At 60.4% G+C, this 23066-nt stretch carries 22 protein-coding genes; 12 read left to right on the top strand and 10 right to left on the bottom strand.

Features of this window, described 5'->3' with window-relative positions:
- Window positions 1-64 precede the first annotated feature (64 nt).
- The 8 genes from FHX11_RS16905 to FHX11_RS16870 all read left to right on the top strand — a co-directional run bounded on the left by FHX11_RS16905 (window position 65) and on the right by FHX11_RS16870 (window position 8477).
- The gene (locus FHX11_RS16905) at window positions 65-931 is read left to right on the top strand and encodes a branched-chain amino acid ABC transporter permease (protein WP_184358824.1); all 867 of its coding nucleotides are present in this window, start codon (window positions 65-67) and stop codon (window positions 929-931) included.
- A complete protein-coding gene (locus FHX11_RS16900; protein ID WP_184358823.1) occupies window positions 931-1980 on the top strand; it encodes a branched-chain amino acid ABC transporter permease in 1050 nt (349 codons plus the stop codon). The genes FHX11_RS16905 and FHX11_RS16900 overlap by 1 nt, the downstream gene beginning before the upstream one ends.
- Before the next feature lies 1 nt (window position 1981).
- A complete protein-coding gene (locus FHX11_RS16895) occupies window positions 1982-2710 on the top strand; it encodes an ATP-binding cassette domain-containing protein (RefSeq protein WP_184358822.1) in 729 nt (242 codons plus the stop codon).
- Window positions 2707-3408 carry an ATP-binding cassette domain-containing protein gene (locus FHX11_RS16890; protein ID WP_184358821.1) on the top strand — a complete coding sequence of 234 codons (702 nt, stop codon included), beginning with the start codon at window positions 2707-2709 and terminating at the stop codon, window positions 3406-3408. The genes FHX11_RS16895 and FHX11_RS16890 overlap by 4 nt, the downstream gene beginning before the upstream one ends.
- A 77-nt stretch (window positions 3409-3485) precedes the next feature.
- The gene (locus FHX11_RS16885) at window positions 3486-5000 is read left to right on the top strand and encodes an amidase (protein WP_184358820.1); all 1515 of its coding nucleotides are present in this window, start codon (window positions 3486-3488) and stop codon (window positions 4998-5000) included.
- The gene (locus FHX11_RS16880) at window positions 5000-5299 is read left to right on the top strand and encodes an antibiotic biosynthesis monooxygenase (RefSeq protein ID WP_184358819.1); all 300 of its coding nucleotides are present in this window, start codon (window positions 5000-5002) and stop codon (window positions 5297-5299) included. The genes FHX11_RS16885 and FHX11_RS16880 overlap by 1 nt, the downstream gene beginning before the upstream one ends.
- A 77-nt stretch (window positions 5300-5376) precedes the next feature.
- On the top strand, window positions 5377-6963 hold the full coding sequence (locus FHX11_RS16875; RefSeq protein WP_246781048.1) for a GMC family oxidoreductase N-terminal domain-containing protein: 1587 nt from the start codon (window positions 5377-5379) through the stop codon (window positions 6961-6963).
- Between the two features lie 11 nt (window positions 6964-6974).
- Entirely contained in the window at window positions 6975-8477 is a 1503-nt protein-coding gene (locus FHX11_RS16870) for an aldehyde dehydrogenase (protein WP_184358818.1), read from the top strand.
- 192 nt (window positions 8478-8669) lie between these two features.
- On the opposite strand, the gene FHX11_RS16865 is transcribed toward FHX11_RS16870, so the two are convergent.
- The 7 genes from FHX11_RS16865 to FHX11_RS16835 form a co-directional block, all read right to left on the bottom strand.
- Window positions 8670-9182, bottom strand: a complete 513-nt coding sequence (locus FHX11_RS16865) for a RidA family protein (protein WP_184358817.1) — start codon at window positions 9180-9182, stop codon at window positions 8670-8672.
- A gap of 120 nt (window positions 9183-9302) precedes the next feature.
- The gene (locus tag FHX11_RS16860) at window positions 9303-10364 is read right to left on the bottom strand and encodes a branched-chain amino acid aminotransferase (protein ID WP_184358816.1); all 1062 of its coding nucleotides are present in this window, start codon (window positions 10362-10364) and stop codon (window positions 9303-9305) included.
- Window positions 10361-12238, bottom strand: a complete 1878-nt coding sequence (locus FHX11_RS16855) for an FAD/NAD(P)-binding protein (RefSeq protein ID WP_184358815.1) — start codon at window positions 12236-12238, stop codon at window positions 10361-10363. Before FHX11_RS16855 ends, FHX11_RS16860 begins: the two co-directional genes overlap by 4 nt.
- Window positions 12235-13650, bottom strand: a complete 1416-nt coding sequence (locus FHX11_RS16850; RefSeq protein WP_184358814.1) for a lysine 2,3-aminomutase — start codon at window positions 13648-13650, stop codon at window positions 12235-12237. The genes FHX11_RS16855 and FHX11_RS16850 overlap by 4 nt, the downstream gene beginning before the upstream one ends.
- A 68-nt stretch (window positions 13651-13718) precedes the next feature.
- Window positions 13719-14855 carry an NAD(P)/FAD-dependent oxidoreductase gene (locus tag FHX11_RS16845; RefSeq protein ID WP_184358813.1) on the bottom strand — a complete coding sequence of 379 codons (1137 nt, stop codon included), beginning with the start codon at window positions 14853-14855 and terminating at the stop codon, window positions 13719-13721.
- Window positions 14852-15709: an N-acyl homoserine lactonase family protein gene (locus tag FHX11_RS16840; protein WP_184358812.1), complete on the bottom strand. Its 858-nt coding sequence runs from the start codon at window positions 15707-15709 to the stop codon at window positions 14852-14854. The genes FHX11_RS16845 and FHX11_RS16840 overlap by 4 nt, the downstream gene beginning before the upstream one ends.
- Before the next feature lie 5 nt (window positions 15710-15714).
- Window positions 15715-16461: a TauD/TfdA family dioxygenase gene (locus tag FHX11_RS16835; protein WP_184358811.1), complete on the bottom strand. Its 747-nt coding sequence runs from the start codon at window positions 16459-16461 to the stop codon at window positions 15715-15717.
- A 183-nt stretch (window positions 16462-16644) separates the two neighbouring features.
- Here FHX11_RS16835 and FHX11_RS16830 point away from each other — a divergent pair, with 183 nt between their 5' ends.
- Complete coding sequence (locus FHX11_RS16830) at window positions 16645-17298, top strand: glutathione S-transferase N-terminal domain-containing protein (protein ID WP_184358810.1); 654 nt, start codon at window positions 16645-16647, stop codon at window positions 17296-17298.
- 79 nt (window positions 17299-17377) lie between these two features.
- Here FHX11_RS16830 and FHX11_RS16825 read toward each other — a convergent pair whose 3' ends face one another.
- Window positions 17378-18073 (bottom strand): GntR family transcriptional regulator, encoded by a 696-nt coding sequence (locus tag FHX11_RS16825; RefSeq protein ID WP_184358809.1) that lies wholly within the window; start codon window positions 18071-18073, stop codon window positions 17378-17380.
- Window positions 18074-18471: 398 nt separating this feature from the next.
- A complete protein-coding gene (locus tag FHX11_RS16820; RefSeq protein WP_184358808.1) occupies window positions 18472-19326 on the bottom strand; it encodes a LysR family transcriptional regulator in 855 nt (284 codons plus the stop codon).
- Window positions 19327-19468: 142 nt separating this feature from the next.
- Here FHX11_RS16820 and FHX11_RS16815 point away from each other — a divergent pair, with 142 nt between their 5' ends.
- The 3 genes from FHX11_RS16815 to FHX11_RS30135 are packed head-to-tail and all read left to right on the top strand — an operon-like array spanning window position 19469 to window position 22359.
- On the top strand, window positions 19469-20578 hold the full coding sequence (locus FHX11_RS16815; RefSeq protein ID WP_184358807.1) for a hypothetical protein: 1110 nt from the start codon (window positions 19469-19471) through the stop codon (window positions 20576-20578).
- Window positions 20539-21825, top strand: a complete 1287-nt coding sequence (locus FHX11_RS16810; RefSeq protein ID WP_184358806.1) for a biotin carboxylase — start codon at window positions 20539-20541, stop codon at window positions 21823-21825. The genes FHX11_RS16815 and FHX11_RS16810 overlap by 40 nt, the downstream gene beginning before the upstream one ends.
- A 51-nt stretch (window positions 21826-21876) precedes the next feature.
- The gene (locus FHX11_RS30135) at window positions 21877-22359 is read left to right on the top strand and encodes a cupin domain-containing protein (protein ID WP_184358805.1); all 483 of its coding nucleotides are present in this window, start codon (window positions 21877-21879) and stop codon (window positions 22357-22359) included.
- Window positions 22360-22462: 103 nt separating this feature from the next.
- Here the strand turns inward: FHX11_RS30135 and FHX11_RS16800 are convergent, their stop codons facing one another.
- Window positions 22463-23014, bottom strand: coding sequence for a MarR family transcriptional regulator (locus FHX11_RS16800; protein ID WP_184358804.1), 552 nt, complete (start codon window positions 23012-23014; stop codon window positions 22463-22465).
- Between the last annotated feature and the right edge of the window lie 52 nt (window positions 23015-23066).

Here is a 23066-nt window from a genome sequence, read left to right as displayed (position 1 = left end):
GTCCGCCGGCGGATTGCGCGGCAAACCCGCGCAATCCGCAATCTTGCGCGAAAGGAGCTCGATTTTGGATATCTACATCATACTGGCGCTCGACGTCATCAACGGCACGGCCTCTTTGTTCCTCCTATGCCTGGGATTGGCGATCATCTTCGGGATGATGAAGATCATCAATCTGGCGCATGGCGAGTTCATCATGCTCGGCGCCTATGCCACGGTTATTTCCGCCAATGCGGGGCTCAACATCTGGATCGCCATGCTGGTCGTCGCGCCGCTGTTCGTCGGGCTGGTCGGGCTTGTCGTCGAACGCTGCCTGATCCGCTTCCTCTACGGACGGCTGGTCGATTCCATGCTGGCGACCTGGGGATTGAGCCTGCTGATCATTGGCATCGTCACGACGATCTTCGGCAATACCATTCAAGGCGTGCCGACACCGCTCGGCGGCTTCTCCATCGGCGCCTATCGGTCGAGCTACTACACGCTCTTCCTGCTGGCGATGGCCGTCATCATGATGGCGCTGGTCTATGCCGTCATGCGCTACACCAGGTTCGGCCTGATCGCGCGCGCCACCATGCAGAACCCGGCCATGGCCAACACGCTCGGCGTCAATCCGGCCCGCGTCTACATGACGACCTTTGCCGCTGGCGCTGCCATCACCGGCCTGGCCGGTGGCCTGCTGGCGCCGGTCTCGGGCGTGACGCCGGTCATGGGCGGCGCCTATGTGGCCAAGGCCTTTATCACGGTTGTCGGCGGCGGCGCTGCCATTCTGTCCGGGACGCTTTCGGCGGCGACCCTGTTCGGCAGCATCAATCAGATCGGCGCCTATCTCACCACCCCCGTCTATGGCGAGGTCATCGTCTTCACCGCCGCCATCGTGCTGATCCGGCTGCTGCCGCAGGGCATTTCCGGTCGCTTTTTCAAGGGGAACCTGTGATGACGCTACGTCTTCGCCTGATTGCCCAGACCCTGGCCGTTCTCGTCGCCATCATCGCCGTCGCCATCGCGCCCGGCCAGCTCGAACTCTTCACCTTGATGCAGGTCACGCTGTTTGCCGCCATGGCGGTGCTGTCGCTCAGCCTAGCCTTCATCTGGGGTTTCGGCGGCATCCTGTCTTTCGGACAGACAGCTTTCTTCGGCCTCGGCGGTTATGTCTATGCGATCTCCGCCATCAACTTTCAGGATTCCACCCAAGGCATCATGCTGGCAGTGTTCATCCCGGCCGTGTCTTCGGCGCTGCTCGGCTATTTCGTCTTTTATGGCCGGATTTCCGATGTCTACCTCGGGGTCATCACCCTGACGGTGACCCTGATCCTGTTCAATGTCATCAACTCCACCTCGGGCGACGAATATCATATCGGGACGGCGATGCTGGGAGGCTTCAATGGCATTCCCGCCGTACCGACCTTCAACATGCTCTTCGATCCTTCGAGCCCGCTGTCGCCGGAACAGTCGTGGTGGGTGACCGGCGGTGCGCTCATTGCCGTCTATCTCCTGCTGCGCCTCATTCTGGCGAGCCCGTTCGGCCGTGTCGTGGTCGCGGTCCGGGAAAACGAGGTCCGCGCTTCCCTGCTGGGATACGACCCTCGGCTGATCAAGCTGGTGACCTTCGTGATCGGCGGCGCGATCGCCGGATTGGCCGGCGCCCTCTATGTCAATTGGGGCGCCTTCGTCGGCCCGACGATCTTCAGCCTGTCGCTGTCGGCCGAGATCATCATCTGGATCACCATCGGCGGCCTCGGAACCCTGCTCGGCCCGATCATCGGCTGCATAGTGATCGAATATGCGGTCGCCGCCATCGGCTCGCAGCAGACCCTGAATTCGAACCTCGTCCTGGGCGCCGTTCTCATTTTCTTCGTGCTGCTGCTGCCCAAGGGATTGGTGCCGACCGTCCGCGATCTTCTGCTGCGGCTCGTCCCCAGGATCGAGCCGAGATCGGCCAATCCGGCTCAGGAGCCCTCCGTCCAGCCCGTGGGAGCCAAGTGACATGCCCGAGCCCACATTGCTTCTCAAGACGGAACATCTCACCATGCGCTTCGGCGGCGTCGTCGCCAATGACGACATCAACTTCGCGCTCGAAGAGATGGAGCTACGCTGCCTGATCGGCCCGAACGGAGCCGGAAAGAGCACCTTCTTCAAGTCGCTCACCGGCCAGCAGAGGCCGACATCGGGGACGATCGCCTTCCGGGGCCAGCCGATCGCGGGGAAGCTCCCGCATGAAATCGCCCGTATGGGGATCGGCATCAAGACGCAGGTTCCGAGCGTCTTCAACGGGTTGAGTGTCCGCGAGAATATCTGGATGGCGGCTCGCCGCAAGGCGACGCCGAGGAGCCTCGCGCCCATGGTGGAAAGCGTACTGGCCCTGATCCGGCTCAGCGACTTCGCCGACAGGATCGTAGCAACGCTGTCGCACGGGCAGCGGCAATGGGTCGAGATCGGCATGGTGCTCGCCGCCGAGCCGGACTTGATCCTGCTCGACGAGCCGGCCGCCGGCATGACCGACGAGGAGACGCTCAGAACCGCGGAGATCATCCGCGACATCAACCAGTCGCGCGCCATTATCGTCGTCGAGCACGATATGGCGTTTATCAAGCTGATCGCCAAGAAGGTCACGGTCTTTCACCAGGGCAAGGTGCTGGTGGAGGACACGATCGACCGCGTGCTTGCCGATCAGAGGGTTCGGGACATCTACCTTGGAAAGAAGGTGGTCGCATGACGCTGCTTCTCGACGTGAAGGACCTGCGATCCGGCTATGGACGCATTCCGATCCTCGCCGGCGTCGACATGGCGATGGCGGAGGGCGAGTATCTCGGCATCCTCGGACATAACGGCATGGGCAAGACGACGCTCATGCGTACTCTCATGGGGCATCTGCCGGCAACGGCGGGCATGGTGGAGTTCTCCGGCCGCAACGTGACCGGGATGAAACCTTTCGAGCGGTCGAGGCTCGGCATGGGGCTGGTGCCGCAGGGGCGCGAGATTTTCCCGGAGCTTTCCGTCTATGAAAATCTCCGCATGGGGCTGGTTGCGGCCCGGAAGGAAGATCGATCGATCATCGATACGGTGCTTCAGGATTTTCCGCGTCTCGTGCGCCTGCTTGACCGCAGGGGCGGAGCACTTTCCGGCGGCGAACAGCAGCTCCTGGCGCTAGCCCGCTGCCTGTGCACCAGGCCGAAGCTCATCCTTCTCGACGAGCCGACGGAGGGCATTCAGCCCTCGATCATCGAGGAGATCATCGAGACGCTGATTGCGCTGAAGAGCCGCTGGAAACTGTCGCTGATCGTCGTCGAGCAGAATCTCGAATTCATCACATCGCTGTCCGACCGGATCCTGCATATCCAGAAGGGACGCATCACCGGCGAAGTGGACCGGGATGCCATCCTGTCCGGGGAGGTAGGCATGGCCCCCGCTTAGTTCACCGGGGCCGGCCCGGCTCCGTTCCCACCGAAATCCGATCTCAAAACACTTGTCTTCACAAGAAAGGATGACTCATGTCCATTACCCGTCCAACCGTTGCCGATGTCGTCGAGCTCGCCTCCAGCCTGCACATGACCATGTCCGCCGAGGAGGCCGCCAGCTATCAGTCTCTGATGGGCGGCATGTTCGACGCCTACGACGTGGTCGACTCGCTGCCCAATCCGCTGCCGCCGGCCAAATATCCGCGCACGCCCGGCTACAAGCCGGGCCTCGAGGAAAACAAATACGGGGCATGGGCCTACAAGAGCGAGGTGAAGGGCGCGTCAGAGGGCAAACTCAAGGGACGAACCGTGGCCCTCAAGGACAATGTGGCGCTCGCCGGCGTGCCGATGATGAACGGTTCCACGACGCTCGAAGGTTTCGTGCCGGCGGCCGACGCGACCATCGTCACCCGCATGCTCGACGCCGGCGCGACCATCGTCGGCAAGGCGGTCTGCGAGCATTTTTGCCTTTCCGGCGGCAGCCACACCTCCGACCCCGGTCCGGTTCACAACCCGCACCGCATGGGCTATTCGGCGGGCGGTTCCTCCTCGGGCAGCGCCGCATTGGTCGCGGCCGGTGAAGTGGACATGGCGATCGGCGGCGATCAGGGCGGCTCGATCCGGATTCCCTCTTCCTATTGCGGCATTTACGGCATGAAGGCCACGCATGGTCTCGTGCCCTATACCGGCGTCATGCCGATCGAGTCGACCATCGACCATACCGGGCCGATGACCGCGACCGTGGCCGACAATGCTCTGCTGCTGGAAGTGCTTGCCGGCGCCGACGGTTTCGATCCGCGCCAATATGCACCGAAGGTTTCGTCCTATACCGAGGCCCTGGGCAAGGGTGTCAGGGGCTTGAAAATCGGCCTGCTGAAGGAAGGCTTTGCCGCGCCGAACATGCAGGAAGCGGTTGCCGACAAGGTGCGGGCGGGTGCCGAACGCCTGGCCAGCCTCGGCGCCGAGATATCCGAGGTCTCGATTCCGGATCATCTCACCGCGCTTGCAGCCTGGAACCCGATCACGCTCGAAGGCTTCGTCGTGCAGATGATGCATGGCAACGGCATGGGCTTCAACTGGAAGGGACTCTACGACGTCGGTCTGCTGGATGCGCATTCGTCCTGGCGCAACCGCGCGGATGACCTGTCGAAGACCCTGAAGCTGTGCATGCTGGTCGGCCAGTGGGGGCTGACGCATTATCGCGGCCGCTACTATGCCAAGTCCCGCAATATCGCCATCGCGGCTAAGGCGGCCTATGACGCGGTTTTCGGTCAATATGATCTGTTGCTGATGCCGACCCTGCCTTGCGTCGCAACGAAATTGCCGGAGAAGGATGCGCCGCTATCGGAAATCATCCAGCGCGCCTTCGAGATGACTGCGTCCACCAGCCCCTTCGACGTCACCGGCCATCCGGCCATGTCCTTGCCTTGCGGTCTCGCAGATGGATTGCCTGTCGGCCTGATGCTGATCGCCAAGGATTACGACGAGAGCACGATCTATCGCGCGGCCAGCGCGTTCGAGGCCGATGGCGACTGGAGGTCGTTCTGATGCACACCATCAGTGCGATCATCCGGGTCAAGGCCGGTGAGGAGACGACCATGCGCGACGCGCTGATGGCGGTCGCCTCGCATGTGGCCATGAATGAGCCGGAAACTCTCGGCTTCTTCATTTCCCAGAGCGAGGACGATCCGTGCCTGTTCACCACCTATGAACGCTTCGCGGATCGCGCCGCCATGGATCGCCACAATGGGTCGGATGCGGTGGGTGTGTTTTTCGCCGTTGCAAGCCCGATCCTCGATGGGCCGGTGACGCTGGTCACTGCGGTCGAAGCCTCGGCAAAGGCCTGATCCGGACATTGCCCCGGCGGTGTCGATCTCGCCGGGGCAATATGTGCTCTTTGCCGGTTTTCCAACGAAAGAACAGGATGATGTTCGATACGATCATTGTCGGAGCGGGCTCGGCGGGGTGCGTTGCGGCTTATCGCCTGAGCGCGGATACGCAGCGAAAGGTTCTGCTCCTGGAGGCTGGACGGGACGCGCCGGTCGCCTCCGATATTCCGTCCGACTGGGTGACGATGTTCAACACCGGTGCCGACTGGGGCTACTACACCGAGCCGCAGTCCGGTTGCCGGGGCCGCCGCATCTTCTGGCCGCGCGGCAGGATGGTCGGTGGGTCCGGCGCGCTCAATGCCATGATCTATATTCGCGGCCTGCCGTCGGACTATGACGCCTGGGAGGCGATGGGCTGCGCCGGCTGGGGCTGGAAGGATGTCTTTCCGGCCTTCCTCGCCGCCGAGAGCAATGCCGATTTCCAGGCAAACCCCTATCACGGCAATGACGGGCCGCTTCATGTCGCCAACGTGCCCTATGTCGACAGGCATGAGCGTCTATGGCTCGATGCCGCCCAGGCGGCGGGCTTTGCCTTCAACCACGACTTCAATGGCGAGAGTCAGCAAGGGGCAGGGCTTTTCCAGTTCACGATCCGCAATGGCGAGCGATGGGGGACCGGCAAGGCCTATCTGCGCCCCGCGCTCGACCGGCCGAACCTGACCTTGAAAAAAGGCGTTCTCGTCACCGGCCTGATCGTCGAGAAGGGCCGGGTTATCGGCGTGAACTATCTGATCAACGGCATTCCCGAGACGGCCTATGCGGCGAGCGAAGTCGTCATGACGGCCGGCGCCATCGGAACATGCCAGATCATGATGCTGTCCGGCATCGGCCCGGCCACGGAGCTGGAGGCGGCAGGTGTTGCACCGGTTCACGATCTTCCCGGTGTCGGCAAGGATCTGCAGGACCATCTGAATATCCCGATATCATTCTATGCCAGGGAGCCCATGGGCATCGGGGCGTGGACGGAGGAGATCCTCGAGGACAGTTTTGTGGAATGGCGTGACCATCGAAGCGGCATCCGCACCTCGCCCTGGGTGGCTGCGGGTGCGCATGTCTGCAGCCGGGAAGGCGTCGAGCCCGATCTCCAGCTCTACGGCGCTATCAGCCCGCATCGTGACTATGCCCGTTTCCTCGGCGGCCGACCCGGCGTGACCGCCCATTGCGTTCTCCAGCGGCCCAACAGCCGGGGCGAGATCAGGCTGCGCTCGGCCGACCCCACGGAGCATCCGGCGATCGATCCGAAGTACTTCGTCTCCGATCCCGACGGGACCGATCTTGCGACGATGATCGCGGGCGTGCGGATCAACCGCGATATCCTCGCCCGATCGCCGATGAGGGAGCTCATCGACTACGAGCTGTCGCCGAGCGCGGAATGCGAGACGAATGCCGAGATCGCCGATTATGTCCGAGGGCACATGACGACGCTCTATCACCCCTCCAGCACCTGCCGGATGGGTATCGACAGGCTTGCGGTCACCGATCCCGTCACGATGAAGGTACATGGCCTAGAGGGCCTGCACATCGCCGATGCCTCCGCCATTCCGAAGATGGTGTCCGGCAATCTCAACGCGCCGACGATCATGCTTGCCGAGCGCGCCTGCCAGAAAATACTTGCGGCTTGAGGAGAACGAAAATGACCGCTGCTTCCATCAACACGACCTGGCACCAGAAGGCCGAAAAACTGAAGCCCGAGGGAGGGTTGTTCATCGATGGGACGCTTCGTCCGGCACGATCCGGCAAGCTGTTCGAAAGCATCAATCCGTCGAACGGCACGGTGATCGCCGAAGTGGCTGAGGGCGATGCCGCCGATATCGATCGCGCCGTGGCATCCGGCCTGAAGGCTTTCAAATCCGGTATCTGGTCGCGAAAGCCGCCGCGTGAGCGCATGGCGGTGATGCTGCGGTTTGCCGATCTCATCGAGGCGCATCGCGAGGACTTCGCGCTGATCGATACGATGGACATGGGCAAGCCGATCAGCGAGATGCTGAACGTCGACGTTCCGCTTGCGCTCCTCTGCTTTCGGTTCACGGCCGAATGCATCGACAAGGTGCAGGGGAGCGTCGGCGCCACGTCCCCTGACATCCTTTCCTATGTGCTGCGCCAGCCGCTCGGGGTCGTCGGGTGCATCGTGCCCTGGAACTATCCGCTATTGATGACCGCGTGGAAGATCGCTCCGGCGCTGTCGGCCGGCAATTCGGTGGTGCTGAAGCCGGCCGAGCAGTCGCCGCTGTCGGCCGTGCTTCTCGCTCGTCTTTTCGTCGAAGCCGGTGGTCCGGAGGGGGTATTCAACGTCGTCAACGGCTTCGGGCCTGAAGCCGGCAAGGCGCTTGCGCTTCATCGCGACGTCGAGAAGATCGCCTTCACCGGCTCGGTCGAGGTCGGCAAGCTGATGATGGTCTATTCCGGCCAGTCGAACCTCAAGAAGGTTTCGACCGAGTGCGGCGGCAAATCCCCGCATGTGATCATGGCCGACGCCACCGATCTCGAGGCGGCCGCCTCCTGGGCTGCCATGGGTATTTTCGGGAACCAGGGCGAGGTCTGCTGCGCCGGCTCGCGCATCCTCGTGGACAGAAAGATCCTCGGCGATTTCACCGACATCTTCCGCGCAAGGGCCGAAACGGGCTACCAGCCGGGCGATCCGCTGGACCCGAATACCAGCATGGGGCCGCTGGTGGATTTCGGTCAGCAGAAGCGGGTGTTGAATTATATCGGCATCGGCCGGCAGGCCGGCGCGGAGTGCCTGCTCGGCGGCGGCATTCCGGCAGGGCTGGAAAAGGGTGCCTTCGTCTCTCCGACGATCTTCACCGGCGTCACCAACCAGATGACCATCGCCCGCGAAGAGATTTTCGGCCCGGTCGCCAGCATCATCGCGTTCGACGGCTTCGAGGAGGCGGTCTCGATCGCCAACGACACCAGCTTCGGTCTCGCCGCCGGCATCTGGACCTCGGACCTCGGCAAGGCGCATCGTTTCGCGCGCGATATGGAGGCCGGGATGGTCTATATCAACAGCTATATGACCGGCGACATGCAGCTTCCCTTCGGCGGCTGGAAGGAAAGCGGCAACGGCCGCGACAAATGCATGGATGCGCTCAATTCCTACACCCAGACCAAGGGCGTCTGGGCGACCATTGGATGAGAAGGCGGTCTCACCTCTGCGCGATGACGATATCGATCCTGGCATCCGTTGCCACCCGGCGGAGGCATGAATGCTTGTTTCCGGCTGCAGGTTTTCACGGTCGCTCCGAAATTATCGTACCATCTTTACGATAAGATCGCCGCGCGCCTTTCCGGCGAGATACCGGCGGAAAACGTGGGAACAAAGAAGCCGTCAGTACGGAAGTATTGCTGCTTCCTGTCTGCGGTCATTTGTCTGTGGGCGTGGTTTGATGGCTATCGTCGCTTCGATTTCAAGGGCTGCGTTGCGCGGCACCTGCGCGACACCGATCGTGGTGCGGGCGTGCTGGCCACGTTCCGGACCGAGCAGGTCAAAAATCAGCTCGGATGCGCCATCCGCCACCTGGCTGTGCCGCGTGAAATCGGCAGCGCTGTTGACGTAAACGACGAGCCGCAGCACTCGATCCAACTGCTCGATATCGCCAATCGCCTCTCGGAATGCCGCCAGAGTGCGAACGAAAGCCAAGCGCGCACCACGTTTGGCATCCTCGAGCGTAACATCCTCGCCTACCTTGCCAAGGACTTGGACGATGTCTCCATCGCGAGGCAGCTGGCCGCTGACATAAGCCACCGATTGATGAACGACAGCGGGCGTATAACGTGCCCCAGGTGCCGCGTCAGCGGGGAGTTCGATACCAAGTTCTTTCAATCGAGAGAGGATGCTCATGGAAATCTCCTAACTGATGGTAGCTTGATGCCAACATGCGCTGGCCGTCAACCGATGGTGCCTGCAACAAGATTGGCAAATGAATGACGGCATGCGGGGCTTGCCCGGCGTCGAAGGGATTCATTCGACATTTGTCATCCAGCCCTCGGGATCAGGTGAAATGCCGGTTTGGACATCACGGATATGGATCGAAAGCCGACCGGCAAGCGAGGAAGAAAAGGGGGCATCGGGCAGGCGATACTCGTTTTCCCGCCAGGAAATGGATGCGACCGGGGCGATGTGCGTCGCGGTGCCGGTCATGAAAACCTCGGTCACCTTGCCGTTGAGAATTCCGTTCGCGAGTTCGGTAATCGAGATTTCCCGCTCCTCCACCTCCAGGCCCCAGCGCCTGGATTGCGCAATCACCGTTTCGCGCGTCACGCCGGCCAGAATCCGGCCGTTGAGAGGAGGAGTGAGGATCCGTCTGTCGCTTGTCCGCAGGAAGACATTGGTGATCCCGGCTTCTTCGATCAGATCGAGACCGTTGGGATCGAGCCACAGGACGTTGTCGAATCCGTCGGCACGAGCCTCGTCCAGCGCCAGGATGGTACGGCCGTAATTTCCGGAGGTCTTGGCATCCCCTCCGCCTTTGGCGGTGGCGCGGGTATAGTCTTCGGTTGCGCGGAGCCGCATGCCCCGTCCGTCAGCCCGATAGAGATCATCCACCGGACTGGCGACGACGAAAAAGAGATAGGAGGACGCACGGCGCACGCCAAAGGCTGCCTCGTCCGCGATCATCACCGGACGCAGGTACAGCGAACCGCTCCTCGGATCCGGCACCAGATGCCGCTGATGTCGTGTCAGGTCAGTCATTGCCTGCACGAATAGCCGTTCCGGCATCTCGGCCATTGCCATGCGGCGCGCGGAAGCGCGAAATCGCGCGGCATTGCGTTCCGGACGGAACAAAGCAATCGATCCATTCATCTGCCGATAGGCCTTCAGTCCCTCGTAGATCGACTGGCCATAATGCAGAACCAATGCGCAGGGATTGAGAGCAAAATCCTGGTAAGGCACGACCTGCGGCTCGCTCCAGCCGTCTCCGGCACGATAGCGGCAAATGGCGATGTGGTCGGCAATATATTTCCCGAAGCCCAATGAACCAGCCGTTGGCAGCGGAGAATTGGCAGACAGCATTTCGATCATGTCAGGCTCTCCAATGCCGGCGCATGTTGTGTTTCAGGTGAAAGTCGTGGCTTCGGCCAGAGCGTTGCCAGCAGGTCATCGATCAGCAGCATGGCATCGTTCAGCTGCGTGGAGGCACGGCCGGGCCTCGGCAAAGCATGGGTGTGAAAGCGTGGTCCTTCCACCACATAACCCACGGCCCAGGCTCTCGGATTGAGCGAACCGTCCGGTTGAATCAGGCGCAGCCGCCGATCGACATCCAGGCCATAGGGCTCATAGTCTCCGTTGCGGAAGGCGCGCGCCAGCCCGTTCGCGATCATTCGGCGGGAAAGCGAGCGAACATCCTGTGCTGGCCGGTGACCAGTGACGCGCGCAATCACCAGCGCGTCGGCTTGCACGCGGGCACTGTCCGCGACAAAGGGCGTGTCGATCACAAAACGCCCGCCCTGTTGAGGCAGTTCGGCGCGCGCACCGGGTCCACCCGCCCAATCAACGATCCCGGCATCGATCAGCGCCAAGAGTTCCGCATTGCGGATCAGTGGCGGGCCGAAGGTGATCCGGTTCGTCAATGCGATGAAGGTTTCCGCGACATAGCGATGCGATTGCGGCAGGAGACCGGAGAATTCGATAGCCGTGGAGAGCCCGGCCCGCAGATCGCGGATCGTATCGGTGGCCGCCTTGAAGGGAGAAGAGACATTGCCCTTCAACGCCTCGGCGAGATCGCTGCGCAGATGAGCAACCACGCGGTCCCGGAAGCTTTCCAAGTCTTCTGCGTCAAGGAGATGCCGGGGATCGAAGATCCGGTCGATGATTGCATTTTCCTCGACCGTCGGCTCGAAGGAACCGGGATCGATCTCTCGCTGGAGTTTGGAACAGCGATAACCGAAAGCCATATCCTTGCGCAAAAGCGGCATGATATCCTGGATGAAATCAAGCCGTCGATCGCCGGTTTCGCGCTCTCTCCGCTGACGGATGGCTTCCACCGCCTCGGCGGTCAGGAAACGGGCGACATGGCCGCCATCAACCCCCTTCTGATTGACGCCGCGCGCATCGTAAGGGAGCGATTGGCGCGAAAAAAGCAGGACTTTCGGTTCCCTTCCGGAGGGACGATAACGCAGGTTGCGGGCATCGCCCTCGAAAACACCCCCGCGTCCTACCGTCAGTTCGGTCATCACGTCATAGGCGGTCAATCCCAGGCCTTGCAGGGCAACCACGGCGCCGGGTTCGATCTGCGAGAGCTTCGATGTCGGGTAGACGGAGGGAATATAGGCGAGCTTTGCATTGCCGGCGCGCCCGGCTTCCACAAAGGTCTGCCGCCGCAAATCTTCAGGGCTTGCCGCGGTTTCGCAGTGGCCCGTCGCTATGATCAGGCCATCGAAGGGCAGGCGGGTGCCGTCTTCGAGGACGACCTCGTCGGGCTGCGTCGTGACATCCACCGCCAACTGACGGTGTTCTATGATCTTCAGGCACGCGGGCGCTTCCATCACGATGCGCTGAAAGGAGAAATGAAGATATTCCCCCAGCATGGCCCGTGGCAGGTAATCGAGATCGCCGATCGGCTCGCCCTCGTCCGGCCCGGCCTTGTCATAGCGGCTACCCAGACGGCGGTAGCCCGCGGCTTTCGCCCATTCGGTGAATGAGGGGCCTGAGGGCGCGGATTTCGGATTTTTCGGATCGATACCGGAAAAGCTGGTAACCTGCGACGCCAATGTATTTGTCAGCAGCAGACGGGATTGGTCCGGAGAATGCACTCCGGCCCCGGCAAGGCCGGGATCGATCAGGTGCACGGTAATTGCCGGAAGGTTGGGCTCCTGCTTCAGCCTGAAGGACAGGCGCTCGATGAGGTTGAGCGATCGCGGCCCTGCGCCGACGATCGCAATCGCAAGGCGGTTCATGCGTTTGAACCCCCTGCGTGGGCCGCGGGGTTTTCCGCCTGATTGCCGGCTGCCATCATCTGTTGGTATTCATGGGTAAAGAAGAAGGCATTGTCACCGCCGGACGGCGTGAGATCATCCAGCCAGCGCGCCGTCTCGGAATAGTCCGCCAGGAAGGGGCGATTAAGCCACTCCTTCTTGCGGGCCTGCAGGAAGGAGAGGATGAAATGCTCCCGACCGCCATGCGAAAGCCGGCCCAGAACATGTATCTTGCCCGGTCCCGCACTCATTACCGGGCCTCGCGCCGTCTTGCAGATGCCGGATACGGCGGCGCTGGCATCCTGGTAGATCGAAAGCGCGCGGGCGACCCCGGTGCCGAAATAGTGGTGCGCGCCGGTATCCCGCTCCATGAACATGTAGTAGGGCACCATGCCGAGCTCGACCTGATCCTTCCACATGCGGCTCCAGACCGAGGCATCATCATTGATGTGTCGCAGCACCGGACTTTGGGTGCGCAGCACGGCGCCGGCATTGCGAAGCGCCGCAATCGCCTGATGCACGGGCTCCGGTTCCAATTCCCGCCAGTGGTTTACATGCGCCATCACGGCAACGTGTTTTCCGGCATCAGCCAGCCGCGCAATCAGCGCCAGCAGTTCATTTGCATCCTTGTCGGTCACAAAGCGTTGTGGATTGTAGGTGATCGCCTTCGTACCGATGCGGATATTGCGAATATGGTCGAACTCTCTGGACAGGAGCGGCTCCAGATAGGCCGTAAGACGTCTCGTGGTCATCACCATCGGATCGCCGCCAGTCATGAGCAGATCGCTGACATCGGGCCGGGTACGCAGGTAGTCGAGCATCTGTGCGCCGTCATCTGCCTCGAACTTATCGGCACCGGTCTTGACGAATTGCGGCCAGCGAAAACAGAACGTGCAATAGGAATGGCAGGTCTGTCCTTGCTTGGCGAAGAACAGGGTCGTTTCCTGATACTTGTGCTGCATGCCCGGCACATGGCGCCCGTCGAAAATCGGAATATTGGTCAATTGGTTGGAGCTGTGCGGGTTCATGCTGTCGCGGATGCGCATTATCTCGGCCGTCAACAGGGTTGGATCGCCAGCATTCCGCAGCCTCCTCAGGCTCGCAAGGTCCTCCGGCAGGAGCATGTCCGGATGCGGGAAGACAAGACGGAAGATCGGATCTTGCTCTCCCGCCTCCCAATCAATCAAGGTATCCAGCACATAGCTGTTGACCTTGAAGGGAAAGACCAGTGCCGCAAGGCGAATGCCTTCGACCAAAGCAGGGTCCAGCTTTTCCAATTGCGGGACGTGATCCAGCCGATGATTGGCGTAATAGGTAATCTTTCCGGTGTCGCCGCTACCATGCAGCGGAATAGGAGCCACCGCGCCAATCGCGTTATAGGCCGTCGTATCCATAGTCGTCGCCATCCTCAAGAGTTACGGGAAAGAGAGTGCGGAGCCGGTTCGGGCGCGGGGCGCCCGTCCTAAAGCAGATCCTCCGCCCGCAAGTGCTCCGCCACATGGCGGGCAAGCGCGAGGGAACAGGTCATGCCGGGTGTTTCGATGCCGAACAGATTGACAAGGCCGAATAGCCCATGCGTTGCGGTCGTCTCGACGATCCAGTCCTGAGGGTCGCCGGGCGTGCCGATCTTGGCGCGGATGCCGGAATAGGCGGGCATCAGCGTATTCGGCTTCAGGCCGGGCCAGAATGCGCGGATCGCATCGTAAAAACCTTCCGCCCTGTCCGGCTTCACATCGTAGGAAATCTGATCGACCAGCTCTACGTCGGGGCCAAACTTGGCCTGACCGTCGAGATCCAGCGTCAGATGCACGCCCAGTCCGATCGGACCGGGGAGGGGATAGATCAGATGCGAAAATGGGGCGCCGCCCTGGCAGCTGAAAAAGTTGCCACGCGCCAGATAGGTCTCCGGAATTCGCTCCGCTGCATAACCGTCGATGCAGCTTGCCAGATGCGGGGCTTCGATGCCGGCGCTGTTGATGAGGAGCCGGCAGTCGAGCCGGATCGTCTCACCGCAGTTCTCAACGAAAAGCGTCCATCCGTCAGGCCGTGCCTCGGCCCTCAAAAGCCGACTGTTCATCGAAAAGGCTGCACCGAGAGCCGTCGCCTCGGCTTCCATGGCATCAAGAAGCGCCGAGGCATCGATGACGCCGGTGGATGGTGACCACAGACCGGCGACACCGGCGAGTTCCGGTTCCATGCGCCGCAACTCGAGGGCGGATAGCAGTTGCACGTCGTCGATGCCGCAGGCAAGCGCCCGAGCGTGCATGATTTCAAGCTTTCCCGTTTGTGCCTCGTCCGTTGCGACCACGATTTTGCCGACCCGTCGGTGCGGCACGCGGCGTTCCTCCGCAAATCGATAAAGTTCAAGCTTGCCTTTGTGGCAGAGCTTTGCCTTGAGACTGTCGTCAGGATAGTAGAAGCCGGCATGGATCACGCCGCTGTTGCGGCTGGATTGATGCTGTCCTGGCCGCTTTTCCCTGTCCAGTATCAGAACTTCGCGCCCGTCGAGCGCCAGTTCCCGGGCAATTGCCACCCCGATCACGCCGGCGCCGACGATCACCGTGTCGATTTGGAAGCCACTGGTCGCTCCTGTCGTCATGCTGTTTTCCCGAGGGAAAATTGCCGGGCCATGGCGGCGGCGATGTCAATCACCGGGTTTTCGTGCAGGCAAACGATATCCGCATGGCGTTCTCCCAATTTCGGATAGGCGCTCGCGATAATGGGATCGTGACCGGGGATAACATGGGCAATCGAGCCACCCGACAGGCGATCGATGATATCGAAGGCGGTTAGTGCCTGGGGGAAGTTTTCCAGAATGGGAAAGGGGCTGCGTCCTTGGAAGTTGGCGTAAAAGTGCGCGGCATCCGAAGCGAGCACGACAGGTCCGCGGCGGGTGGCGACAGTCACCGTCATGCTGCCGGGTGTGTGCCCTCCCACCTTGTGCACGTCGATGCCGGGAAACAGCGTGGCATCGCCGTCCACGATCGCCACGCGTCCTTCGAAGAGGGGCGCCATGAAGGATTGCACGTCTTCACGGTTGTAGATCTTGCTCACGCCTTGGTGCAGCATCGCAGGCCCCGTGCAGAAGGCGAGTTCGGCTGCCTGCACATGGAAGCGCGCGTTTGGAAAGAGCCCGATATTGCCCGCATGGTCCCAATGCAGGTGAGTCATTATGACATCGGTCACACCGGCGGGCTCGATATCGAGGTCGGCGAGCAGGGCTTCCAGCGACCGATGCATATGCCGCCGCCGCCGCTCCGCGGACGCGGCCGTAAAGCACGTATCGACCAGAATGCACCTTCCGTCGCCTCGTAACACCCATGACAGGTAGTCTTGTGGCATCGGGAGATCCGCTGGGCCCGGAAAGCTGTCGAAGAAGAAGTTTGTGCCGACTGTGCGTTGCGGATCGGATGCGATCCGCAACGACAGAACCTCGTAATGCGCAACGGTCATGGCGGTCAGGCGATCCAATAGCGTGTCAGGTGACGAGCGGGATCGGTATATTCGCCGCGACCATGGATCAGGCGATGGTTGTTCCACACCATCATGCAGCCTTCCGGGATGAGAACCGGCGTGAGGTTGTCACCGAACCAGGCCTCACCCAGTTCAGCGATGCGAGAGAGCGGCGTATCTTTAAGACGGTCGGCCTCTGCCACATCGGCGGCGCTTGGGTTCACATTGCCGTAGCGGAACAGATTATAGCTGAAGCGCATCACCGGCTCGCTGTCGTGCTCTCCGCGAATCTTGGCCGTGAATGTGCGGCGCTCCGTATCGCCTGGCTTCGTTGCGGCAACGAATTCCACTTCATTCGTGTCGGCCCAGCTGCGCAGGCTTTCATCCAGGACCGTGTCGTAAAATCTCACGCCGTCGGCAAGTAGCGTCTGGCCCTTTCCGCAGCGAGCCTGACGATGGCAGTAAAGGGCCAGATATTTCGGCGGAGGCTCGTAGCCGGGAGCTTCCGTGTGCGCGCCGAGGCCGTTCATGCTCTGGCTGTAGGGAGCGTCCTCGAATCCCTTTTTGTAGGTCACGTCAAATGTGATCTGCCCATTGTACTGCGGCACAATTTTGCCGATTCGGCCAAGCGTGCGGGCTGGATCGTCATCGATCGCCTCCGGGCGAAGTATCGACCAACCGCGTGTTTGCAGTTCCGGCAGGAATTCTTCAAAAGTGCGAATTTCAAAATTCTGATCCGAAATGTTTGACATGGGTGCTCCCAGATTTTCATTGTGAGGACGTCACCCATATCAATAGATTCAAATAAATCTAGTAATATTATAGAATATATTTCTCGATATATTACAAAATATATTATTTAATCTTGAAGATATTAAATGCCTTTTGGGGTAGGCAAATCTATCCAGTAGTTTCGTGAATGACAGGAGAGAGAAATGAACACGGATGTTGATTTGGCGCTTTGGTTCTGGCCGGGAGCCTGTTCGCTGGCATCCCATATCGTCTTGGAGGAGACGGGGCTTGCATATGATGAGATCAAGGTCGACTTTGCCGCCGGCGCCCAGCGGCAAGCTGAATATCTGGCAATCAACCCGAAGGGACGGGTGCCCGCGCTGAAAGTTGCGGATGGTATTCTAACCGAAACACCGGCAATTCTGACCTATCTGCAGCCGGCTTTTCGAGCCGCACTCGGGCAGAGCCAGCCCAGCCCGCTCGAGGTTGCCCGTGAGTTGGAATTCATGTGCTGGCTATGCTCCACCGTTCACGTCGCTTTCGCTCATATCAGCCGGACGGAGCGCTATGCCAGGAGCCCGGAAGGCCTGGCGGAGGTGAAGGCAAAGGGACGGGAGACCTGCCGGCCGTTGTGGGAGGAAATCGAGGCGATGATCGTCGGCCGCAGCTGGATCATGGGTGACCGCTACACGGTTCTAGACCCCTACCTCCTGGTGTTCTGGAATTGGGGACGGGGCGAACGTCTCGGTTATGACATGGAGCGCGACTTCCCTCACTGGACAAAGCATGCTCGTCGTCTGTACGAACGACCCGCGGTACGCCGGGTCTATGAGCGAGAGGGTCTGAGCGCCCCATGACACCCTCGTTTTCAAGCGCATTGCAAGGCTGTTCAGTGTCCCCGTCCCCTGCATCCTCGGATGACAGCCGCCTTGCATATTATCTCGGGAATGCTCCGGCTCTGCGGGCAGATGAAGAAATCTCCATCAACATGCGCAGCTGGGCTTCCTGGACGATCTCGTGAAGCCGGCTGCGGAGATCCTCGTGCTGCCGGCACAGGCATAGACTGGCGCTCTCTTTGTCGTCGTTTTCCAGATGAGCCCGCAATTCCGCCAATGAGGCGTGCAACTGCGCCAGTCTCGCCGGGTTTTCCAGGTCGATCGACCGGACTAGACGCGTCAGGTCCAACTGGCGCTCGATTTCCGGCGTCAGCACGCCGTAACCCGACATTGAAGCTATCGATAGATAGGTGCGGTTGGCTAGCAGCATGCCTGCCGCGGAGGGAGCAATTGCCGTATCGACAGGTACTTTGGCTTCTTTGCCGGCATCCGGTAGCGAGCATGTGCGTAAGGCATGCTGGAGCAAGAGAAACAGTATGTCGAGCCGGCAACGGGTTTCGTCAAGCGACACGTTCCTCGCAAAATATCCCCGGTTGGGTACGCTTTCGATTAGACCTTCGCCCGCCAGCCGTGCCAACGCCTCGCGCACGGGTGTTGTACTGGCCGAGAAACGAGTGGCAATATCCTCGATGTGAAGTTGTTGATATGGCCAAAAACGATGGTCTAGGCACATCTCTCGTAGAGAGGGGTACAATTTGATGCGTTTATCAATTGAGCGAGCAATTATCCCGGACACCGAATCCTCTTGAAATTAGAAGTCAAACTGGAACTTGAGAATCTATCCCGCAAATTGATCAGTATGCGTCCTTTCGGGCATCGAGAAATAGGGATACCCGTCTCCCAAGGTATGGATGCTATGCTTGCCGACAGAACGCAGAGAAGAAATCGATATAAGGTCGATGCACTCTGTTCGTCGAAGACAAACCCCATTGCCGTACTCGGAGGCGCCAAGCCTTGCGGTTTCCCGATACTGGGTGAATTGCACCCAGTGCCGAACAACTAGCCATTGTGATGGAACTCAACCAGTCATCGCTCCCACTTTCAGTGATCGCAAATCGTTATAGGTGCGAAGGGGCGGCGATAGGGGCTGGCTGAATGCGGGATATCGGCGAAGAGGTGCTGGTCGGGATGACGCTATCTCTTGCTGAGCGCGGCGATGGCGGTCTTGATGCTTTCCAGCCCTTTGCGCGCCCTATGCGAACTGATCTGCGATAAAAGAACGATCTCCTTCGTGGGCAACGGCGGCAATTCCAACTGAGCGCCGAGCTCCGACAGGTCGTCCTGGCTTATGTTGACGCAAAGGGCGGCGACGCCGAAGCCGGCAACGATGGCTGACCGCAGACTGGCGGCCGACACCCCGATAAAGGATTCGCGCCAGGCGATGCCGGCCTCTTCCAACGCGGCGATCGCCATGGCCCGCATATTGCAGCCAGGTGGATGTGTCGCAAGCGGCAGCGCTTCGGCCGCACGCCGCTTCAGCCTGATGTCGCCAAACCAGCCGAAGCGGGCAATCCCGATCGTTTCTCCGTGGCGACGCGTCGTACTATGGCGCAGGAGGAAAACGGCGTCCAGATCGCCCTGCTCGTAACGGGCCATCAACCCCTGAGACCCATCCACGCTGAGGCTGACAAGCAATTCGGGATCTTTGCGGGCGATATCGGCGAGCAGGGGCGCCAGATCCAGGCCGACGAGATGGTGACTGATACCAATCTTGAGATGTGGCCGCTCGACGGCGAAGACGGCAGTAGCCTTGTCGTGAGCGCTGAGGAAATCGCGCGCGGGCTGAAGAAAGGCCTCGCCCGCGGATGAAAGCTTGATTGCGCGCGTCGAGCGCTCGATCAGCTTGGTGCCGAGCTGCTCCTCCAGCCGGCGCAGCCGCGCACTAACGGCAGATTGCGTGCTGTTGAGAATGTGGGCGGCCTTGGTGAAACTCTTCTGCTCGCTAACCAGCACGAAGGTAAGGACCGCTTCGGTATCCAACATGAGCATCGGTGTTTATTCCCAAACGACATCACTGAAATCTGTTCAAGCTAGTTTTCAAATATTTCGGCCCGTTGCAAGAAACGAACAGCGATAAAAGTGAGAGCCGGCCCGCTCCCAGAAGCTTTACGGGACCGGCGGAAAGTTTCAAATGACCGATATCTCCAAGAATGAAGCTCTCGCCCCCGCTGGCGGATATGGAGCTGCTCGAAACCTCCATTTGATCATGATCCGCGTGATTACCGCGGTGACCCTGTTTGCGGTACTGGGCGAGGCGAATGTCTGGCTGGACACGACCACCAATACCGTGCTGGCGCTCGGCTATCGTTTCGGACTTGTGCTTTTGCCTTTGACGCTCAACGCGCTTGGCGCCCGCTCACTCGTGACATCGCTGGCTTTCATGGCGGCCGGCGCGGCTCTGCTCTCCCTCCAGGGTGGGATTGCCCAATCGGTGGCTGCCGCCTGTCTGTTTTCCTATGGTGCCGCCGTTAGTGGTTATCTTATCAAGAATGTCGCGGCGCAGACCAAGCGCGGAGCCGCCAACAATCGCGTGGCGATGAATGTCGGCTCGTTGGTTGCCGGCATCATCATCATGCTTCCCATCCTCACGCCGCACCTGTTTTTCTGGGGGGCGGCCGCCCTCGTGGCGTTCTGCGCGCTCATCGCCCTGCCGCGCTCCGTCGATGTCTCGATCATTCATGTCAAGATCTTCGAGGGGCAATCGGCATCGACATTCGTGGCTTGGGTGCTGGTGGGCGCCGCCATGGGAATGATGCTGTTCGGCGTTTTCTCCGTCCTGCCGCAGACCATCCTGAAATCCGGCATGGCGCTGCCCGGCTGGTATGGTTTCATGATCATCCTGAACAGCGCGGTCGTGGTCCTGGGGCAGATGCCGACCCTCAAGCTCATTGAAAAAATGGGCCGCTTCCGCATGGCGACGATCTTCGCCTTCGTGTTCGTCGGCTTTGCCTTGCTTGCCTTCCCCGATCTCTTCCATGTTCATACGCTGGTTGGCGCCTCGATCTGGGTGCTATTGGTTTCGGTGGCGGAATGCGCCTTCGGCCATATCGATTACTATTCGGTCAAGCAGAAGGCGATGTTCATCAAGGAGATCTGCATCGGGCTCGGCGCGGCGCTCACGGTCGGTCTGATGCGGTCCATCCCCTTGCCCTATAGTTCCATGCTCGTCGCCGGTATGGGCATTGTCTTCACCTTGACCTGGTGGCTGCTCACCCGCCGTCAATTGCGCGCCTTCGATTGAGATCTATGCCCATGCAAGTCTTCGTCGTTGTCGGCTACAATAATACGCGGGTCTACGATGTCGTGCGTCTTCGCCAACTGGCGAAGAAGCGGCATGGAGCCGGTCTGGTTCTCATTGCGGAAGTGGCAAGCAGCCTGGACAGCGAAGCGGCCGACCAAACAATTGTCACCTCGCTTGCGGAAACCTCGCTTGACGAAAGCTTTGCGCGGGTGGCGCATCGTCTCGCCGCAGACGATCTGGTGCCGATCGGCATCCTGCCGTTTTCCGATCGGGGCATCCTGCTCGGCGCAAAGCTTTGCGAGGCTTTCCGCCTACCCGGTCCGTCCCTGGCGGAAGCACGGGTGGGAATCGACAAGCAAGTTTTCCGTCGATTGGACCAGGAGGCGTCCCATCCGCCCCGGTATCGTCCCGTCGGGCATCGGTGCGTCAATGACCTCGAGGGCTTTATCGACGGGACGCGGCAGATGGGAGGCAAGGCCTTCGTCAAACCAATGCGGGAGGGAGCCAGTCGCGGCTGTTTCGTCGTGCATAGTCTGGCGGAGTGCGCAACCATCTGGCCCAACATTGCCCGCTACGCGACCGATGGCATCATCGTCGAGGAGCTGGTGACGGATGCGACGGAATACAGTTGGGACTACGTGGCCGGTGCATCTTGGATCACCGAGAAGGAGACGACGAACGACAGCCATCGCGCCGAAATACAGCAGATCGTGCCGGCGCCACTGACGCCGATCATGCGGCAGGCGATCGATGCGGCTGGAGAACACATGCGCCAACTGTCGTCGACCACCCACGGCGCCTATCACAATGAAGTCTTCCTGCGCGGGTCGGGGATGACGTCCGCGGTGGAGGTTAACATGCGTCCCGCCGGCATGCATATCTGGGACCTCGCGTGGATTTCCTTTGCCGACTTCGATCCCTGGATTCGCTGGCTGGATTGGGCAAGCGGTCTTTTGATGCGATCAGTCGAGGCGCCGGAAGCCATCCGCTATAGCGGTATCCGCATGCTGCGCCCCCGAAAGAGCGGAACCGTGCGCCGCTTGCCACCGACCTCGATGCGGATAGGCGAAAGCTTGATCCACGAGATTGCATTTTCCGTGCAGCCCGGGGCTTCGGTCAGCGACAGGATTGTCGACAATCACGCTTTCATTGGTCATATCATGGCCAGCAATCGGGATTATCGTTCTCTCAAGACGGATCTTCTGCAAATTGCCGAGGCCTTGGAAAACCAGATTGTTATCGAATGATCCGGCAGGGTCATCTTGCGGATGTTTATTGAGATAGACGGAGACCATAACGTGGATCATGTCGACGGAACTGTAAGCAGCTATTTGGCCATGAAGGCCAGCCTGACCAATCTGACGAATCGTCCTTCCAAAGTTTGGACCGCCGCCAGCCTCGATGCCTTGCGGCAGAACCTGCGTCACACGGCCGAGGATGTGTTAGGCCTCACCCACGGCTCTTCCCATGAAGATGCGGAATTGTTTGATGGCATGGCATTGGAATATCAATGGATTCGTTGCGCCGAAGAGATGGGCATGCATAGCCATTCCTGGTGGCACCTATTTTTCGTGATCTCCGGCGAAGTCAGAATCCGCCTCGAAGGAGGCAATGAGCGGCTTCTCCAGTCGGGTGATGTCGCCTTCGTGCCGCCGGGAGCGCTTCATGGTTTTCGCAACGACGACCCATCGATCGATGTCGTGATGTACAGCCTCACCAATAAGGCAGAACTGGCACGCATTGGCCAATTTGGAACCGTGGTACCCATCGCGGTAGAGTAGCGGCGGGGTTTTTGCGAAATCAAACGCTACTCGACCATCGCCGATCTGTCCGGCTTCCCGGTCTCCGCGTGATCGTGCTCGGCGGATATGGCCGAATAGGGGATTAGCCTCCAGCTTTGCCGTCTGCCACCACCGCCTGCCAGCCGCGAGCGACCGCTCCGGCGCAAGCATCTTCGATGCGATCAAGCATGGCATGCAGTGTCTCGCGCTCACGCTCCGATAGGCTTTCGAGAATACGCGCTTCCATCGCCTGACCAATGGACACGATCTCATCGAGCACCTTGTAGCCCTCGGGCGTCAGTTCGACTGCCGAAAATCGGCGGTCGCCGGCACCGGCATTGCGCCGGGCAAAGCCCAGCGAGACCAATTGTGCAATACCGCGGCTGACGGCGAATTGATCGAGCGCTCCGGCATGGCAGATTTCCTTGCTCGAAAGCCCGGGGCGGCCGCCGGCGATGGCGAGAATTCGCCATGACGCCTGGGACAGGCCGTATCGCGGCCCGTAGTAGGAGGCGAGCAATTCAGCGGTGCTGCTTGCCACCAGAAACATTCGATAGGGTACCCAGCGGTCGAGCCGAAAGGCCGGCTTGATCGCCGTCCCATCCTCACGTTCCCCCGCCGCCTTATCATCAGCTTGATTGTCTTTTAATTGCATATTGCAGATTTATTCCAACATAGTTCCGAAAACAAGTGACCGCGGTCGCGGA

The sequence above is a fragment of the Rhizobium sp. BK602 genome, from assembly GCF_014195095.1.
Classification (GTDB): domain Bacteria; phylum Pseudomonadota; class Alphaproteobacteria; order Rhizobiales; family Rhizobiaceae; genus Rhizobium.
This window is presented reverse-complemented; position numbering and strand designations above follow the sequence as displayed.